Below are 17,063 nucleotides of genomic sequence, written 5' to 3' on the forward strand. Positions count from 1 at the left end.
GACCATATCATCCAGCTGACCGACGGCGGCGCGGACTACTCGTTCGAATGCATCGGCAATACGCAGGTCATGCGCCAGGCGCTGGAGTGCTGCCACAAGGGCTGGGGCAAGTCGATCATCATCGGCGTGGCCGAGGCCGGCGCGGAGATCTCGACGCGTCCGTTCCAGCTGGTGACCGGGCGCGAGTGGAAAGGCTCCGCCTTCGGCGGCGCGCGCGGCCGCACCGACGTGCCGAAGATCGTCGACTGGTACATGGAAGGCAAGCTCAATATCGACGACCTGATCACGCACACGCTGCCGCTGGAGCGCATCAACGACGGCTTCGACCTGATGAAGCGCGGCGAGTCGATCCGCTCGGTGGTGCTGTACTGAGCCCGGCCTGGCGGCAACGCAGGGCAGCGAGGCTGCGCCTCAGCCCGCGCCGGCGGCGTCATCGACGCCGGTGCTGGCAAAACGCTCGCGATAGGCGCCCGGCGTGACATGGAGCCGGCGCTGGAACGCCTGCCGGAGCCTGGCCTCCGAACCGAAGCCGCTCTCCACGGCGATCCACTTCAGCGGCTGGCTACTGTCTTCGAGCAGCCGCCGCGCGGCATCGAGCCGGGTCCGCTCCACGTAGGCCGACGGCGTATGCCCGGTTTCCTTCAGGAATACCCGGGAAAGATTACGCTCGCTCATCGCAAAGCGCTGCGCCAGCACCTGCACCGACAGATCCGCCCTGGGCGTGCGGTGGATATAGTCCTGGATATCGCGCACGCGCGGATGCCCCGTCATCTGGCTGAGCAGGTGTTCACTGAACTGCGATTGCCCGCCAGGCCGCTTCAGGTAGACCACCAGATCCCGCGCCACCGACAGCGCGATGTCGCGCCCGAGGTCCTCCTCGACCATGGCCAGCACCAGGTCGAATACCGCTGTCACGCCGGCCGAGGTCCAGATATGCGCGTCGCGCACGAAGATGGCATCGGCGTCCACCCGGATCCCGGGATACCGCGTGCGCATCAGTTCCGCCACGCTCCAGTGCGTGGCCGCGCGCCGGCCAGCAAGCAGGCCGGCCTCGGCAAGGAAGAAGCTGCCCGAGCACAGGCCCACGATGGTGCGCAGCCGCCCGGCCTGGGTCCGGCACCAGCTGACGATGTCGCCGCACGCGCCCAGCACGTTGACGATGTCGCGCGCGCCGACCACCACCACCACGTCGGCGGGCGCCACGCCAGCGAGCGCGTGCGTGGCCTCGAGCGATACCAGCGTGTCGGAGCGGATCGCGCCGGGATGCGGCGCGACCAGCCGCAGCTCGTACTTCGGTTCGCAGCCGAGCTGCCGCAGCCGGGTGTTGGCGTAATCGAAGACATTGATAGCGCCGACCGCTTCGACGGCCTTGAATCCGGGATAGATGACGATGTCTACGGTAGTCTTGGTCTTCATGGCGCTCAGCGTCGCGAGAGGGGCGCAGCGCCTTGCGGCGCTGTCGAACGCCGATTCTATCCAATCCGTGCACCGCACCCGGTTCGCACTGCCGCGGCCCTCAGGCACCCAATCAGCTTGCGCCGCGCACGAACGGCGTGCGCACGACCGTCGCCGCGATCCGGTTCCGGTAGACCTCCACCTTGACCGGCGCGCCGATCCTGACCCCTGGCGCAACCCGCGCCAGCGCGATGGCGAAGCCCAGCGTCGGGCTATAGGTGGCGCTGGTGACCTTGCCGATCACCGCGCCCGCCTCGCTGGTCACCGTGCTGTGGGCCGGCGGGACCGCGGCGCTGCCTTCCAGCGCAAGTCCGACGAACTGCTGCGTCTGGCCACGGGCGCGCACCGCGGCCCTGCCGCAGAAATCCCGGCCGGAATCGAGGTCCACGCTCCAGCCCAGGCCGGCATCGAGCGGCGAGGTATGGACGTCCATGTCCTGCCCGTACCGATGCACGCCCGCCTCGAGCCGCAGCGTATCCCAGGCCGCGTGGCCCGCGGCGACGCTGCCTGCCGCGTGCAGCCGGTCCCAGATGCGGCCGGCATGCGCCGCCGGCACCATCAGTTCGAAACCATCCTCGCCGGTCTTGCCGGTCCTTGCCACCATCAGCTCGCCGGCTTCGTCGTCGTGCACGACGGTGGAATTGAACGGCTTCAGCGTTTGGGCGCGGCGGGCTGCCGGCAGCGCCCGCAGGACTTTTTCGCGGGCCCGCGGGCCTTGCACGGCGATGACCGCCAGCGGCTCGATCCCCGCCGTGACGCAGTCCGGCCGCCTCGGCACCACGGTCACTTCGGCCCTGGCCTCATGGATCGTTGCGTGGATCCAGGCGATGTCGCCGACGGCCGTGCGCGCGTTCAGGACGGCGCGGTAATGCTGCGGTCCGAGGTAGTAGACGACAAGGTCGTCGATCACCCCGCCCGAGGTGTCGAGCATGCAGCTATACAGGGCCTTGCCCGGCGTCTTCAGCTTGCCGACGTCATTGGACAGGAGCCTGCCAAGCAGCATTCGCGCATCCGGGCCCAGCAGGTCCGCGACGCACAGGTGCGACAGGTCGAACATGCCTGCGTGCCTGCGCACGGCGTGGTGCTCTTCGATCTGGGAGCCATAGGCAACCGGCAGCATCCAGCCATCGACGTCGCCCATGCGGGCGTGCAGCAGCAGGTGCTGCGCATACAGCGGGGTGGACCGCCACGGCGGGGGACTTTTCGTCATCGCGTTGGGCTCAGTGGGGAATTGGGCAATCGGAAGCGGCCATCGGCCTTGTCCGTCGCACCACGCCAGCCGGTTGCGCGCATCGGCTTGCGGCAGCGCTACGTTGCGTGCCAGTACATCAGATCGCCTGGCCAGCGGATAGAACAAAGGCGGCATTGGCATGGGACGCCTGCGCCAGCCCGGCCGCCATCCGGGCACTCGACCCGAAGCCGCCCTTCAGTCCCCCGCCTGGCGCCGATCGCAAGGCCTTCGCCGCGGCCCCGATTGATCAACACCAGTGGCGGCTACGCGCTCTTGCCATGAGCGGACAATCCTGCCGCCAGTGCCGCGAAGGTCACCGCGCAGCGCGCGCTTGCCCGCAGGTCTTCATGCATGGCAATCCAGGTGTCCATTGTCAGCGAGAACTGGCGCTGGAGGATCCGCACGAGCTGGGGGTCCCGCGCGGCCAGCGCCGACTGGCAAACGCCGATGCCAAAGCCCGCGCGGATCGCGGCCAGCTGGGCCAGGTCGCTGTCAGCCCGGAAAGCGAAGCGGTCCCGCGAAAACCCAGGGACCTTTTCCTGGAACCGGCGAATATAGGCGTTCTCGTGATCGAAGCCGATCAGCGCGTGGCCGGACAATGCCTCCATCGACCTGGGCAATCCCCGGGCCGCAAGGTAACGCTTATGGGCATGCAGGCCGAGCTCGATCCTGCCGACGCGCCTGGCCACCAGTGCCTGCTGCACCGGCTGGAACATGCGTACCGCAATGTCCGCCTCGCGATGCAGCAGATCGTCGGCCCGGTTCGACAACACCAGCTCGATCACCAGTTCCGGATGCTCGCCATGCAGCGCGGCCAGGATCGGGGGCAGCACTTCGACGCCGATGACCTCGCTTGCCGTCACCCGGACCGTGCCTCGCACGCCGGCTCCGTGGCCACTTGCTGCCCGGCGCAGCGCGGCCGCCGTGGCAGCGATGCCGGCGGCATAGGGCCTCAGTTCCAGCGCGGCGTCCGTGGGCGCGAAGCCGTCGAAGGATCGGGTAAAGAGTGTCAGCGCGAGCGCCGCCTCGAGGTTGTCAATGTGCCGCCCTACGGTCGGTTGCGTCAGGCCCAACGCCCGCCCCGCCGCGGACAGTGAGCCAGTCTCCAGGACCTGGAGAAAGCTCCGGTACCACTCCCAATTCGGTTCGCTGTCGGCCATGGTATGCAAATTTTTATAGCTGGTAGCAGATTCTAGGCAATTTTCTTTTTCGCTGTCCATGCGCACACTGCAGTGAATCGCAACCCGTTCGCCCCACCCAAAGGAAGCCACCATGTCCAGGATCGCATTGTTCGGCGCCGCCGGCGTCATTGGCCAAAGCATCGCCGCGGCGCTGCGCAGCCATGGCCGCGCCTACCGCGCCGTCGGCCGCAATGAAGCCAGCCTGCGCGAGGCCTTCGGCGCCGACCCATTGGCCGAAATCGTTACCTGGAACCCGGATTCGCCGGCCTCGGTGCGCGCCGCCGCGGACGGCGTGGACACGCTGATCTACATGGTCGGCGTGGACTACTGGCAGTTCGAACTGCATCCGAAGCTGATGCGCCAGACCCTAGACGGGGCGGTGGCCGCCGGCGTCAGGCAGCTGATCCTGATTGGTACCGTGTATCCCTACGGACGGGTGGCGTCCAACCCGGTACGCGAAAGCCATCCGCGCGAACCGCACACTTTCAAGGGCCGCATGCGCAAGGCCCAGGAGGACCTGCTGATGCAGGCCCACGCCGACGGCCGCATCCGCGCGACCGTGTTGCGCCTGCCGGACTTCTACGGCCCCGGCGTGGAGGCCAGCCTGCTGCATCGCGCTGCTCAGGCAGCGGTGCATGGCGGCACCGCCGACATGGTCGGGCCGATCGACCGCCCGCATGAGTTCGTGTTCGTGCCGGATGTCGGCCCGGTGGTTGCGCGGCTTGCCGATACGCCCGCCGCCTTCGGCAAGATCTGGCACCTCGGGGGTGCCGGTACCACGACCCAGCGCGACCTGGTTGCGGAAATGGAGCGCCAGACCGGCGCGAAGCTCAGGCTGCGCGTCGCGGGCAAGACGATGCTGCGGCTCATCGGCCTGTTCAACCCGTTCATGCGCGAGATGGTGGAGATGCACTACCTGATGACCGAGCCGCTGATCCTGGACGACTCGGCGCTGCGTGGGCTGATCGGCCCGATCCACAAGACACCGTATGCGCAAGGCATCCGCCAGACGCTGGCGGCGGTTCCGAGGAATCGCGCGCGCGCCGCTGTGACGGCCTGAAGCGCGTACGGATCGTGGCCGTTGAGCCTGGCCGACCGGGCGGAGGAGCGAAATGCGGCTTGCGCCCGCCTGTGCAACAGCCACCCGGGAAGTCGCTTCGCACCCGGGAAGTCGCTTCGCACCCGGGAAGTCGCTTCGCAATGCCGGAGCGCCAGGAACGGTCTTCTTCGGCCCGCCGGCGGAGGAACCCGCTGTTACCGTCGGACATTGCCCGCGACGCCGGCTTTTTCACCCTCTGTCTCGTCCGCAACGAGATGGCGGTCAGCGACCAGCCTGCTCCAACGCGCAAGCTCCTGTTGAATAAACGCCTGGAAATCTGAGGGGCCGGCGTGCACGACTTTGAAACCGTAACCCGAGAGTACCTCGCTCTTCGACAGTTCGGAAAGGACCTGCTTCACCGCCAGATCAAGTTTCCCGACTCTCTCCTTCGCGGTCCCCTTGGGGGCCAGAACGCCATACCAGCCGGTGACCAACACGTTTGGCAAGCCGGCTTCTGCAAAGGTGGGCGTCTCGGGCGCAATCGACAGACGCGCGTCGTTCGCCACCGCCAGTGCCCGCAACTTCCCGGACTTGACGTGTCTGAGGCTATCGGCGCCAGCGAAGACTGCGTCCACATCACCGCTGATTGCTGCCATGACCGCCTGGACGCCGCCGTGGTACGGAACATGTGTCAAGCGAATCGAGGCAGATTGCGAGAGCAATTCTATGGCGAGATGGCTCGTATTTCCGTGTCCGGAGGATGCCACGGTAACCGGATGGGACTTCGCCCGGACGACAAGGTCGGATACAGAGGTGATTCGGGAAGTGGCTCCCACATAGAGCACCAACGGTTGCTTGGCGATGAGAGAGACCGGCTGGAAGTCGCTGACGGGGTCATAGCCCGCCGACTTGCTCACGAGTGGCCCGATCGCGTAGGCAGCGAGGGCCAGTACCAGCGTATAGCCATCGTTCTTGGAGCGCTGTATGTGCCGCAAGGCGATCTGTCCGCCTGCACCCGGCTTGTATTGAAGCACCACAGGCGTTCCCAGGGCCTTTTGCAGGCCGTCGCCAAGTGGGCGCGCCAAGAGATCCGCCGGCCCGCCAGGAGGATAAGGTACGACGATGGTGACTGGTTGATCCGGGTAAGCTGCCCACGCTGGCTGGACCGAGGTCACCGTTCCTGCCAGCAACAGCCATGCGCCAAGCACAGTCGCGCTTCGCACAAAGGGCGCACGCTTCGTCCTGGCTCGCCCCATCTTCCATGTCCAGGTGCGTGCTACGATCGCGAGGGCTTCGGGTCGCATGATTTCGGCGAGTGTTTGCACAATCAAAAGAGCTAAGCAATCTTGCTGGACGATTCTAAGCGGTCGGATCATACGCGGAGAAGTCGATTTGCCACACCCTGCCTGTGCCAGTCGGCTTCGTGACAGCAAAAGCCTGCCAGGTTTGCAGTGCGCTGGACCGGTAGACGTATTTGTGTACTGTAGTTACGGCACGGCCCGGGGAAAGCTGACCCAGCAGTCATCAGCAACCCTCGACCATGTGTTGACGAGGCGATTTGATAAGATGTTGCCTCCCGGCTGCGCCTGCAAGCAAGCCGTTCTTTTGCACATTTGTTCCCGATAACGGTGCTTTCCATGTTTTTCCCGCAGGCCGGAGTACGCTCAGGCTTTGATTCCACATGGGAGGCAGGCGACCGGCTGTTTGGCCGCGGCTGGCTGATGCAGGACGATGGTCGCAAGGTGCCCGTGCTCGGTGTCTGGCCTGCCGACAGGCATTGCACGCCAGCCGCGCTTGACCGGCTTGCTCACGAATATGCGCTTCGTGACGACCTCGATGCAACCTGGGCCGCCCGCCCGTCACGGCTGTTGTGCGAGCGCGATACGGCAATGCTCCTGCTGGACGATCCGGGCGGCGAGCCACTCGCCCACCTGGTGGGTGGGCCGGTTGACCCGGCGACGTTCCTCGACATTGCCGTGGCCGTGACCATGGCGGTCAGTCATCTCCATCAGCGCGGCCTGGTCCACAAGGATCTGAAGCCTGCCCATGTCCTTGTGGCTCCGGACCGGCGCAAGGTGTGGTTGCTGGGCTTCGGCATCGCGTCGCGAGTGCAGCGCAGCGCCCAACCGCGTGCGGAAATCAGTGAGATCTCGGGCACGCTGGCCTATATGTCGCCAGAACAGACAGGCCGGATGAATCGCGCCATCGACGCGCGAAGCGACCTGTACGCACTGGGCGTGACCTTCTACCAGATGCTTACCGGTGTGCTGCCCTTCGTCGCCAGCGACCCGCTGGACTGGGTCCATGCACACCTGGCGCGCACGCCGCCCGCGCCGGCAGAGCGCAACCCGGCCGTGCCTGCGATGCTGTCGGCGCTTGTCATGAAGCTCCTGGCGAAAGCGCCGGAGGAGCGTTATCAGACAGCCGCAGGGCTGGTGCGCGACCTGCAGCACTGCCGCCGTGCATTGTTGGCGCATGGGCAGATTGCAGCGTTCGCGCTGGGACAGCGCGACCTCTCGGCCGCCCGGGTAATACCCGACCGCCTCTATGGCCGCGAGCAAGCCATGGCGACGCTGCTGGCAGCTTACGAGCGCGTGGCAGGCACGGGACGCAGCGAGATCGTGATGGTCTCCGGCCATTCTGGCGTGGGCAAGACGTCGCTGATGCGGAGGTTCGGTCGCGCGGTTGCCGGGCGCGGCGGCATCCATGCCGCCGGCAATTCCGATGCGCCGGGTGACGTCGCGACCGACGCGCCAGTCGATGCGGGCATGCGGCTGCCCTATGCAGCGCTCGCCCGGGCAGTCAGCGGCCTGTTGCGGACCGGACTGGCAGATCACGCGGCCGACATGGCACCCTGGCGCACTGTCATCGCGCAGGCGCTGGGGCCGAACGCCGGTGCGCTTGCGCCACTGCTGCCGGAACTGCAGGCGCTGCTGGGTCCGGTACCGTGGATGCGCGACACGCCCTCGCGCGAAACGGGACCCCAGGTGCAGCTCGCGCTGCGCAACCTCGTGGCCGCTCTAGCGAGCACCGCGCGACCGCTGACGCTGTGCCTCGACGACATCCAGTGGCTCGACGACGAAAGCGTCAAGCTGCTGCACCAGATGCTGACGGAGCCGGGCACGGCAGACCTGCTGGTGGTCTGCGCCTATCGCAGCCACGAGATCGGGGACGGCCAGGGCGTGATGCAAGGCGTCGATGCTTTACGCGCGGATGGTGCCGCAGTGACCCAGGTCCAGCTGGGCTGCCTCGACGAACCTGACCTGCGGCAGCTCGTCGCCGACACGCTCCACTGCGATACGGAAACAGCTGCCCCGCTTGCGCGACTGGTGATGGAGAAGACGGCCGGCAACGCGTTTTTCGCCACGCAGTTCATCAGCGAACTATCCGACGAGGGGCTGCTGCACTTCGACCACGGCTCGGCGCGCTGGAGCTGGGATCTCGGCCAGATCGCAGCCAAGGCGCTGACCGACAACGTGGTAGCGCTGATGGTTGGACGGATCGACCGGCTGGCGCCCAGCACCCAGTCCGCACTGGCCCTGCTCGCCTGCCTTGGCAACGACACCACCGTCGACACCCTGGCGCGCGGTTGGACCGGCGACACCGATGAACTAGCGCCCGCGGTCCGGGAGGCCGCGCGGGCGGGGCTGATTTCGTGCAGGGAGAACGTGCTGCGCTTCTCCCACGATCGCATCCTCGAAGCGGCCTATTCGCGCATCGCCGAGCCGGCGCGGCAGGCGTTCCATTTGCGTGTTGGCCGACTGCTGCTGGAACGCACGCCGTCCGACGAGGTTGACGCGAACATCTTTACCATCGTCGGACAGTTGAACCGCGCGACCGACAACATCGAGGCACAGGACGAGCGCGACAGGCTGGCGGAACTGGACCTGGCCGCCGCCCTGCGTGCCAAGTCCGCGTGCGCCAACACCGCGGCGCTGCGCTATCTGTCGATCGGGCTTGACTTGCTGGGCGATCACGGCTTTGCCCGGCAAGAGCCCCTTGCCTTCGCCTTGACACTGCACATGGCCGAATGCGAGTTTCTCACCGGGGACGCGGCGCGCGCCGAGCATCGGTTGCAGGCACTGGCCGCGCGCAGCTCGTCGATCACCGCGCTGGCAGTGCTGACGCAGCTCCAGCTTGGCTTGCTGATGACCGGCGGGCGCCGTGCCGAAGCGGTCACGGCAGGCCTTGCTTACCTGCAGCGTGCAGGGGTCGAATGGGCATCGCATCCCGATGCAGCGGCGCTGGCGCACGAGGAGGCGCTGTTTGCCCGTCAACTCGGCGGTCGCGAGATCGCCGAACTGGCCTCGCTGCCTCCGATGACGGATGCCGGCGCGCTCGCCACGATGCGCGTGCTGATTGCCCTGGTGCAGCCGGCCTGGTACACCGACGATCATTTGCGCAGGCTGGTGGTGCTGCGCATGGTCAATCTGAGCATGTCGCATGGCAACAGCGACGAATCCGCCCTGGCCTATGCATGGGTGGCGATGCTGCGTGTGGCCGCGTCAACCGATGATCCGGCCGGCGGCGCATTCGAGCGTCTGTCGACAGACGTCGCGGAACGGCGGGGCATTGATCGGATACGTGCACGCGTTTATCAAGTCGTCGGTGGGAATCTTGTGCATTGGTCCAAGCCGCTGCGGGTCGCACGCGGCCTGCTACATCAGGCATTGCAGTTGACACAGCAAATCGGCGACCTGACCTATGCCGCGTACATCCGTAGCAACCTGATGACGCATGCGCTGGCAATCGGCGATCCGCTCGGCAGTGTTCAGCGCGAGGCCGACTCGGGCAGCGTGTTCGCATGGGGTCCGCGCTTCACGCTGGTAGCAGACCGCCTTGCGCCCCAGCGCCAGCTCGTACGTACGCTGCGCGGATTGACGCCGGTCTTCGGCCGCTTCGACGCCAAGGATTTCAGCGAAGCCTCGTTCGAAGCCCGGTTGCGCGGCGACGTGGGCCTGCTGCTGGTGTCATGCTGGTACTGGATCCGCAAGCTTCAGGCACGCTATCTGGCTGCTGCCCCCGCAGAGGCGTTGGATGCGGCAGCGCAGGCGTACCCGCTGCTGTGGACCTCGCCAGCCTATTTCGAGCAGGCCGAGTACCATTTTTACGCCGCGCTGGCACGTGCGGCGTGCTGCAATCCGGCCGTCGAAGGCGAACTCGCAACGCACCTTCCCGCCCTGGCCGGGCACCATGGGCAGTTGGCGCAATGGGCAAGGTGCTGTCCGGCGACGTTTGCGCACCGGGCCACACTGGTCCAGGCGGAGATTGCCCGGCTCGAAGGACGCGACATCGACGCGATGCGCGGGTATGAGTCGGCGATCGCCCTGGCACGCGAGAGCGACCTCATCCACATGCAGGCCCTGGCAAACGAGCTGGCGGCGCGCTTTTATCTGGACCGGCAACTGGATAACGTGGCGATGGTGTACTTGCGTCAGGCGCGTCACGGTTACATGCGTTGGGGCGCAGACGCCAAGGTCTGGCAGCTCGACATGCAATATCCCGCGCTGGCAGCCGAAGCGGGAACCATGCGCGCCGCAACGCCGTCGATGGGCACGATAGGCGCGCCGCTCCAGCAGCTGGACCTGGCCACGGTGATCGCGATCTCGGAGGCGATTTCAGGCGAGGCCGGGCTGGAGCGGCTGCTGGCGACGCTGATCCGGACGGCGATCGAGCAGGCCGGCGCGACGCGCGGGCTGCTCATCTTGCCCGAAGGCGCCGGACATCACGTGGCGGCCGAGGCTGCCGTTCGTGATGAAACGGTCTTGGTGACATTGTCTGCGCGCCCGCTTGACGCCGATATGCCGATGGCGATGATCGAGCACGTGCTGGATTGCCGAGAGCACGTGGTCATCAATGACGGCCCCGCCAACGAAGGCTTTTCCGCTGACCCCTTTGTCCGCCAACATCGGGCACGTTCGATGCTGTGCCTGCCGCTGCTGAATCGAGGCCGGCTGACGGGGGTGCTTTATCTCGAAAACGCTCTGGCGCCAGGGGTGTTCGTTCCGGCACGGATCGAAGTGATCAAGCTGCTGGCGTTCCAGGCCGCCAGCGCCATCGAGAACAGCCGGCTTTCCGAGCAACGCCGTCGCGCAGATGAATCCCTGCGCCAGGCGCAGGCGGAGCTGGCTCACGCCAGCCGCGTCATGACACTTAACGCGTTGACAGCGTCGATCGCCCATGAGGTGAGCCAGCCCATTGCTGCATTGACCATCGAGTCACGCGCCGCGCTACGGTGGCTCGATCGCAGGCAGCCGGACGTCGGGCAGGCGGTCGCAGCGTTGGGTGCTATCGTCGAACAAGGGGAACGTGCCGGCAGCGTTATAGCGGGCATGCGCGCGATGCTGCGCAAGACCGGGCCTCAGGCGCAGCGCATCGATCTTAACGAGATGATCGCCGAGACGCTACCGCTCTTTACCGGCGAACTGGAACGCACCCAGGTCATCCTGAAAACCGAACTGCTGCCTGCGCTGCCCCTGGTGTGTGCCGATAAGATCCAGCTCCAGCAAGTGTTGCTGAACCTCGTGATCAATGCCGTTGAGGCAATGCGCGAGATTGTCGAGCATTCACGCGAGCTCATCGTCCGCACCGCGGTCAGCCCGGCGCATGAGGTAGTGGTCACGGTCCACGACGTCGGTGTCGGCCTGCCCGGCGATACGGAGCAGGTTTTCCAGCCCTTCTACACGACCAAGGCCGAAGGTTTGGGCATGGGCCTGTCGATCTGTCGCTCGATCCTCGAGGCGCATGGCGGCCGCCTGCACGCCTGGCCGAACCGGCCGAGGGGCGCGGTATTCGGATTCGTTCTAAAGGCGGCAGAGCCACCCTCGGCCTGAGGCCTGGGCCAGGCGCGTCAGCCGCGCCCACTACAGCGCAAGGGTCACCACGCGCAGCGTGGCATCGTCCGGACATGGTACGTCGGCAAATCCAAGCCGGTGCGCCAGTTGCCGCATGGCGGTATTCGACGACAAGACATAGCCCTCCATGCATCGATAGCCGCGGCGCCGGGCCACATCGACCAGGACGGCCAGCAGCCGCGTCGCAAGGCCGAGCCTGTGCCAGTCATCGCTGACCGTCACGGCGAACTCGCAGGTATCGCTGCCCGGCGCCGCGGCGTACCGGGCCCCGGCCACAATGCCCGGCGCGTTGCCTGCGCAGGCGAGCGCCACCAAGGCAAACTCACGCTCCGCGGACGGATGTGTCGCTTGCTCAAGCATGGCTTCCGGCAGTTGCGCCATGGCCGCCATGAACCTGGCGTAGCGCGCATCGGCGGAAAGCCGGTTGAAGGCCGCCAGCAGGCCGGCCTTGTCGCCCGCGGCAATCTCGCGCACCAGGACTTCCCGTCCGTCGCGCAGCCGCAGGGTCAACGGCTCGAACGCGGCCGGGTCAGTGTCGCCATGCTCGGCCTTGTCTGCATCCATGCGGTCCTCCACAAAAGTTGGTCCCCGCGCATAGCCTTACAGCATGCGCGCAGCGTCATCCAGCAATTGCATGGGCGACAACATTTCGGCCCGGGCCACGCGCACCAGCGCAAAGGTGCGGACCAGCGGCGGATCGCCGGGGATATGCGCGCTCATCAACTCCAGGTTTTCGCCAAGCTCGGCACTGTCCGGCGCCAGCACGACATTGAGGCGGCTCAGCCGGACCGGGTCCCGTTTCACCGAGAAGCTGGCCTGCGCATGCGAGAGTACCTCGACCAGGGCCTGCAGCTGGCGCTCCGGCATGCCGGCCCGGCCGCTGGCCACCCCCAGGCCCGCCAGCGCCGCTTCATTCTGCGCCACCTGCTCGCGCAGCCGCGCGGCTTCGGCGGCGTCGGCCCCGTCGCCCTCGCCGAGGACGCTGCGCATGCCGACACCCTGCCGTTCGAGCAGATGCAGGCGCGTGGTCAGCAGGACTTGCTCTTGCTCGACGAGGTCGCGCCGGGACTTGCCGCTTGCGACCTGCGCCAGTGCCTGCAGGGCGAGCTGGTCCAGCATGCGCCCGGCGATTTCTTCACGCAGCGCCGCGTCGCTGGCTGCGCAGATCCGGACCCGGTGGTCGGTGAAGCTGAGCGTCAGCTGGGGCACCTCCGAGCGCATCACGTCCCCTTCCAGGGCGAAGCCCAGGGTGCGCCGTTCCTGCCTGTCCATGCCCAGCACGGCATAGGCTTCGGGCGCGGGCGCCGAGCGGCTGAAATAGTCGCGCAAGTCAGCCGACCGGCTGAGGGCGGGCATGACATCCTGCGGGGTGCCAAAGAAGGCATGGATATAGGGGTCGCTGTACCACGCCGCCTCGCTGGCGATGGCGGGCTCCGGCAAGCCTGCCACGACATCGCGCAGGTACTGGTGCGCGCCAGCCAGCGCGGGCGCAAGCTGCTTGCGATAGCCGGGCACCAGCCGCACGTACGGGCACGGCCGGGTCACGCGCTCCGCCAGCGCGGCAAGCGCGTGCCTGCCGTCCCCGTCCGGACGGGGGCCGCGATGGCGCAGCCAGTTCAGGATCTTCATGACGCAGCCTCCCGGGGATGCGGTTGCGCCACCCCGGCTTAGGGTCCGGGCCAGGCACGGGCCAGCCCGGCGCCCGGCTCGCTTTCAGCCGGATCCAATCTCCGACTTGTATCAACGACGGCGGCCTTTCACTACGCATTATTGTTGCTATTGTTAAGCGGTGAGCCTGGCGGGCTTCCCGGCCTGTCGTTGCCGGCACCAGGGCCGCGTTGTTCAACGCCTGCCCCGCGCAAGCGCTGGGACGCAAAAAACAATGTAGGAGAATCATGGCCAAGAAGAAAGACAAGCACCAGGCCCGCGCCCGGGACGAGGCAGCGCCACCGGCCGGCGATGAAAGCCGCGCCGAGGCACCCGGGCCTCAGCAGCGCGAGCGCATGGGCGAGAAGGCTTACCAGAAGGAGCTGTTCCCCCTGCACGTCGAGCTGGTGGCGCTGCAGCAATGGGTGCAGGCGAGCGGCACCAAGGTCTGCGTGATCTTCGAAGGCCGCGACGGCGCGGGCAAGGGCGGCACCATCAAGGCCATCACCGAACGCGTCAGCCCGCGCATCTTCCGGGTGGTCGCGCTGCCCGCGCCGACCGATCGCGAGAAGACCCAGATGTACTTGCAGCGCTATCTGCCGCATCTGCCCGCCGCGGGGGAGATCGTCATCTTCGACCGCAGCTGGTATAACCGCGCGGGTGTCGAGCGCGTGATGGGGTTCTGCACCGAAACCCAGGCCGAGGAGTTCCTCCGTGCCGTCCCGCTGGTCGAGCGCGCCATTGTCAATTCCGGCATCATCCTGATCAAATACTGGCTCGAGGTCAGCCAGGAGGAGCAGACCCGCCGCCTGCAAGGGCGCATCAATGACGGCCGCAAGCTCTGGAAGCTCACGGACATGGACTTGCGCTCGTACAGCCGCTGGTACGACTATTCCCGTGCCCGCGACGCCATGTTCGCCGCGTCCGACAGCGACTTCGCCCCCTGGTATGTCGCGGACTCCAACGACAAGCGGCGGGCGCGCCTGAACGTCATCCGGCACCTGCTGGACCAGATTCCCTACGAGAAGATCCCGCGCAAGCCGGTCAAGCTGCCACCCCGGCAGAAGGCGAACGGATACCGCGAGCCCGACTATCCTTACCGGCTTGTCGAAGCGCGCTACTGACACCGGGAACCCGGCGCGTCGGGCAATCAGGGCGATTTGCCGACATAGTCATCCACCGCGCTGCCCACCGTCGGGTGGAAATTCCGGTCGCCGATCGCTTCCAGCAGCTCGAAGCGCCTGAGCTTGTCGCGCACGGGATCCTTCATCTCGGCAAAATGCAGCGCGATGCCGCGCTCGCGCAGGATGCCGCCCAGCTCGCGCAGCATGTCGGCCGAGGTCACGTCGACGCTGGTCACCGGCTCGGCTGCCACCACGACCCTGCGCACGGGTGTCGGCGATTCCTCGATCGCTTCCATCAGGCGTTGCTGGAACAGTTCCGCATTGGCAAAGAACAGCGGCGCATCCCAGCGGAACAGCACCAGGCCATCGATGCGCGCCGCGTGCGGGTAGCGCTTGGTGTCGTGGTAGCCGCGCAGGCCCTCGACGCGCCCGAGCACGGCGAAATGCGGCCGCCAGCCATCCCAGAGGAACTCGATCACGGCAATCACCACGGCCAGGAATATGCCCGGGATGGCGCCGAACACGGCCACCGCGGCAAAGCACACCATGGAAAGCCAGAATTCCCACTGCTGGATGCGGTAGATGCGCTTCAGGTCCGCCACCTCGAACAGGCCGATGGCCGCCGCGATCACCACCGCGGCCAGTGCACTGTTGGGCAGGTACTGCAGCAGATTGGGCGCGAACATCAGCAGCGCCGCCACGGCCAGCGCGCCCACCACGCCGGTAAGCTGGGTCTTCGCGCCCGCGGCTTCCGCGACCGGCGTGCGCGAGGCGCTGCTGCTGATCGGAAAGCCCTGGAAGAAGCCCGCGGCCAGGTTGGCGACGCCCAGGCCGACCATCTCCTGGTTGGGGTCGACCCGGGTGTTGGTGCGCGCCGCGAAGGTGCGCGACAGCACACTGGTATCCGCGAACGAGATCAGCGCCACCGCACACCCGCCCAGCAGGATCTCTACAAGATCCACGCCGCTCAGCCAGGGTACGACAAAGGCAGGCAGGCCTTGCGGAATCCTGCCCAGCACCTTCACGCCGGCCTGGTCCAGGTGGAGCACGCTGACTACCAGCGTGGCGACAATCACGGCAATCAGAATGCCGGGAACGCGCTCGAAGCGCTTCAGCAACAGGATCAGCACTAGGCTGCCGGCGCCCACCGCAAAGCTGTACCAGTTGGCCTGGCCCGCGGCCATCGCCTGGCCCAGGCTGAGCAACTCGCGCAGCGGGCCGGCGTCTTCGACCGAAATCGCGAACAGCTTCGGCAGCTGGCTGACCAGCACCGCCAGGGCGATGCCGTTCATATAGCCGTAGCGTATCGGCTTGGACAGCAGCTCGGTGATAAAGCCCAGGCGCAGCAGGCCCAGAATGATACAGAACGCGCCCGCGACGACCGCCATCATGCTGGCCACCAGGACCGCGCGGCCCGGGTCGCCGCCCGAGAGCTGCAGCACCACGGCCAGAATCGGCGCCGCCAGCGCGGAATCCGGACCCAGCACCAGGATCCGGCTTGGCCCTAACAGGGCGTATGCCAGCAAGGGAATGATGGTGGCATAGAGCCCGTAGACACCGGGCACGCCGGAAGCTTCGGCGTAGGCGATGCCGACCGGCACCAGCATGGTGGTCAGCACCAGCCCGGCGGCGAGATCCCTGGGGAGCCAGGCCGGCTGGTACGACTTCAGCATCAGCAGGCCAGGGAGCCAGCGCAGCCAGCCGGGCGGGCTGCCGACATCGCGCCTCACTGTGGGAGAGATATCCTGAGGTTCCATGGGAGCTTGCAACGCTGGCGCGCCCGCGTCCGGCTAGCGAGCCGCCCGCGCGGCCGGGGCGTCGGTGAAGTGGCAAAGGGGCGTGTTGTCGGGGGCTTCGCCGATGCCAATGTCGGCGGGTTCCGGCCCGCGCCTGCTGCCGGAATCGGCGGCGCAAGCCAGCCGCGGCAACGGCATCGCGGCGGCGACGAACCAGGGCACCATCCTCATTTTCATGATGTCTTCGCCCTCCGCGGCTTGCGGAGCCCCATGGCTCCCGCGACCTGACTGTGATCACTAAGCACTATAGTCAAGGAAGGCACGCGCGAGAAGCCAAGGGCGCCCCGGCCGCCCGCAGGCCGCTTGCCGGATCCGGCGCCCCCTCGCTACCACCGAGTCCAGACCACCGAGTCCAGCCGCGTCCCCTGGCAGGCCGGACACCGCCGCACTTCTCTCCCGCCAAAGCATCCGACCCAGCACAGGCAGCTTGATCGGCTGACATGTGAATTCAGCGGGCGCCACGACCTTTCACCGATTTTTTTTGGTTCAACGAGGAATTCCGGGGAAGGCAGCCTTGATCTTCAGGAAGAAGTATTCCTCGTCACGGTAGCCATAGGCTCGGCGCTTGATGACTTTGATGGTGTTGTTGATGCCCTCAACGACGCTGGTATTCAGCGGATGGCGGCATCGGGCAAGGATGCCGTGCCAATACGCTTTCAGGCGCTGGGCGAACAGTTCGAGGGCAGGTATTCGGCTCTGCCTTGCTTGTTCGCACCAATGCTCCCACGCCTTTTGC

13 protein-coding genes are annotated in these 17,063 nt (G+C 66.7%); 4 read left to right on the top strand and 9 right to left on the bottom strand.

Going from position 1 to position 17,063, the window contains the following annotated elements; genetic code table 11:
* Positions 1-372: zinc-binding dehydrogenase (locus A3AG_RS0101195; RefSeq protein ID WP_018003780.1), on the top strand; the 372-nt coding region annotated here is incomplete at its 5' end.
* Positions 373-411: 39 nt separating this feature from the next.
* Here A3AG_RS0101195 and A3AG_RS0101200 read toward each other — a convergent pair.
* The 3 genes from A3AG_RS0101200 to A3AG_RS0101210 form a co-directional block, all read right to left on the bottom strand.
* Complete coding sequence (locus tag A3AG_RS0101200; protein WP_018003781.1) at positions 412-1,416, bottom strand: GlxA family transcriptional regulator; 1,005 nt, start codon at positions 1,414-1,416, stop codon at positions 412-414.
* A gap of 112 nt (positions 1,417-1,528) precedes the next feature.
* Entirely contained in the window at positions 1,529-2,665 is a 1,137-nt protein-coding gene (gene gcvT, locus A3AG_RS0101205; protein ID WP_026163860.1) for a glycine cleavage system aminomethyltransferase GcvT, read from the bottom strand.
* A 284-nt stretch (positions 2,666-2,949) separates the two neighbouring features.
* Positions 2,950-3,846, bottom strand: coding sequence for a LysR family transcriptional regulator (locus tag A3AG_RS0101210; RefSeq protein ID WP_018003783.1), 897 nt, complete (start codon positions 3,844-3,846; stop codon positions 2,950-2,952).
* Positions 3,847-3,958: 112 nt separating this feature from the next.
* Between A3AG_RS0101210 and A3AG_RS0101215 the strand changes: the two genes are divergently transcribed.
* On the top strand, positions 3,959-4,927 hold the full coding sequence (locus A3AG_RS0101215) for an NAD-dependent epimerase/dehydratase family protein (RefSeq protein WP_018003784.1): 969 nt from the start codon (positions 3,959-3,961) through the stop codon (positions 4,925-4,927).
* 194 nt (positions 4,928-5,121) lie between these two features.
* Here the strand turns inward: A3AG_RS0101215 and A3AG_RS0101220 are convergent, their stop codons facing one another.
* Positions 5,122-6,282 (bottom strand): Bug family tripartite tricarboxylate transporter substrate binding protein, encoded by a 1,161-nt coding sequence (locus A3AG_RS0101220; protein WP_018003785.1) that lies wholly within the window; start codon positions 6,280-6,282, stop codon positions 5,122-5,124.
* Positions 6,283-6,543: 261 nt separating this feature from the next.
* On the opposite strand from A3AG_RS0101220, the gene A3AG_RS0101225 reads away from it, so the two are divergent.
* A complete protein-coding gene (locus tag A3AG_RS0101225; protein WP_018003786.1) occupies positions 6,544-11,739 on the top strand; it encodes a trifunctional serine/threonine-protein kinase/ATP-binding protein/sensor histidine kinase in 5,196 nt (1,731 codons plus the stop codon).
* A 30-nt stretch (positions 11,740-11,769) separates the two neighbouring features.
* Here A3AG_RS0101225 and A3AG_RS0101230 read toward each other — a convergent pair whose 3' ends face one another.
* Together A3AG_RS0101230 and A3AG_RS0101235 are read right to left on the bottom strand one after the other, a co-directional pair.
* On the bottom strand, positions 11,770-12,324 hold the full coding sequence (locus A3AG_RS0101230; RefSeq protein ID WP_018003787.1) for a GNAT family N-acetyltransferase: 555 nt from the start codon (positions 12,322-12,324) through the stop codon (positions 11,770-11,772).
* 36 nt (positions 12,325-12,360) lie between these two features.
* Positions 12,361-13,389 carry a hypothetical protein gene (locus A3AG_RS0101235; protein WP_018003788.1) on the bottom strand — a complete coding sequence of 343 codons (1,029 nt, stop codon included), beginning with the start codon at positions 13,387-13,389 and terminating at the stop codon, positions 12,361-12,363.
* A gap of 266 nt (positions 13,390-13,655) precedes the next feature.
* On the opposite strand from A3AG_RS0101235, the gene ppk2 reads away from it, so the two are divergent.
* Positions 13,656-14,531 (top strand): polyphosphate kinase 2, encoded by an 876-nt coding sequence (gene ppk2, locus A3AG_RS0101240; RefSeq protein ID WP_018003789.1) that lies wholly within the window; start codon positions 13,656-13,658, stop codon positions 14,529-14,531.
* A gap of 26 nt (positions 14,532-14,557) precedes the next feature.
* Here the strand turns inward: ppk2 and A3AG_RS0101245 are convergent, their stop codons facing one another.
* The 3 genes from A3AG_RS0101245 to A3AG_RS32785 form a co-directional block, all read right to left on the bottom strand.
* Positions 14,558-16,288: a SulP family inorganic anion transporter gene (locus A3AG_RS0101245; RefSeq protein WP_018003790.1), complete on the bottom strand. Its 1,731-nt coding sequence runs from the start codon at positions 16,286-16,288 to the stop codon at positions 14,558-14,560.
* Positions 16,289-16,321: 33 nt separating this feature from the next.
* Positions 16,322-16,504 (bottom strand): hypothetical protein, encoded by a 183-nt coding sequence (locus A3AG_RS33840; protein ID WP_145987503.1) that lies wholly within the window; start codon positions 16,502-16,504, stop codon positions 16,322-16,324.
* A gap of 309 nt (positions 16,505-16,813) precedes the next feature.
* On the bottom strand, positions 16,814-17,063 hold a 250-nt coding region (locus A3AG_RS32785), incomplete at its 5' end, for a transposase (protein ID WP_018003792.1).

Origin of the sequence: Cupriavidus neocaledonicus (genome assembly GCF_000372525.1) — a bacterium.
GTDB lineage: Bacteria > Pseudomonadota > Gammaproteobacteria > Burkholderiales > Burkholderiaceae > Cupriavidus > Cupriavidus neocaledonicus.

Excerpts from the sequence above, each read along its gene's own strand:
- A3AG_RS0101200 (WP_018003781.1), bottom strand. The coding sequence starts at position 1,416 with ATGAAGACCAAGACTACCGTAGACATCGTCATCTATCCCGGATTCAAG.
- gcvT (WP_026163860.1), bottom strand. The coding sequence starts at position 2,665 with ATGACGAAAAGTCCCCCGCCGTGGCGGTCCACCCCGCTGTATGCGCAG.
- A3AG_RS0101210 (WP_018003783.1), bottom strand. The coding sequence starts at position 3,846 with ATGGCCGACAGCGAACCGAATTGGGAGTGGTACCGGAGCTTTCTCCAG.
- A3AG_RS0101215 (WP_018003784.1), top strand. The coding sequence starts at position 3,959 with ATGTCCAGGATCGCATTGTTCGGCGCCGCCGGCGTCATTGGCCAAAGC.
- A3AG_RS0101220 (WP_018003785.1), bottom strand. The coding sequence starts at position 6,282 with ATGATCCGACCGCTTAGAATCGTCCAGCAAGATTGCTTAGCTCTTTTG.
- A3AG_RS0101225 (WP_018003786.1), top strand. The coding sequence starts at position 6,544 with ATGTTTTTCCCGCAGGCCGGAGTACGCTCAGGCTTTGATTCCACATGG.
- A3AG_RS0101230 (WP_018003787.1), bottom strand. The coding sequence starts at position 12,324 with ATGGATGCAGACAAGGCCGAGCATGGCGACACTGACCCGGCCGCGTTC.
- A3AG_RS0101235 (WP_018003788.1), bottom strand. The coding sequence starts at position 13,389 with ATGAAGATCCTGAACTGGCTGCGCCATCGCGGCCCCCGTCCGGACGGG.
- ppk2 (WP_018003789.1), top strand. The coding sequence starts at position 13,656 with ATGGCCAAGAAGAAAGACAAGCACCAGGCCCGCGCCCGGGACGAGGCA.
- A3AG_RS0101245 (WP_018003790.1), bottom strand. The coding sequence starts at position 16,288 with ATGGAACCTCAGGATATCTCTCCCACAGTGAGGCGCGATGTCGGCAGC.
- A3AG_RS33840 (WP_145987503.1), bottom strand. The coding sequence starts at position 16,504 with ATGAAAATGAGGATGGTGCCCTGGTTCGTCGCCGCCGCGATGCCGTTG.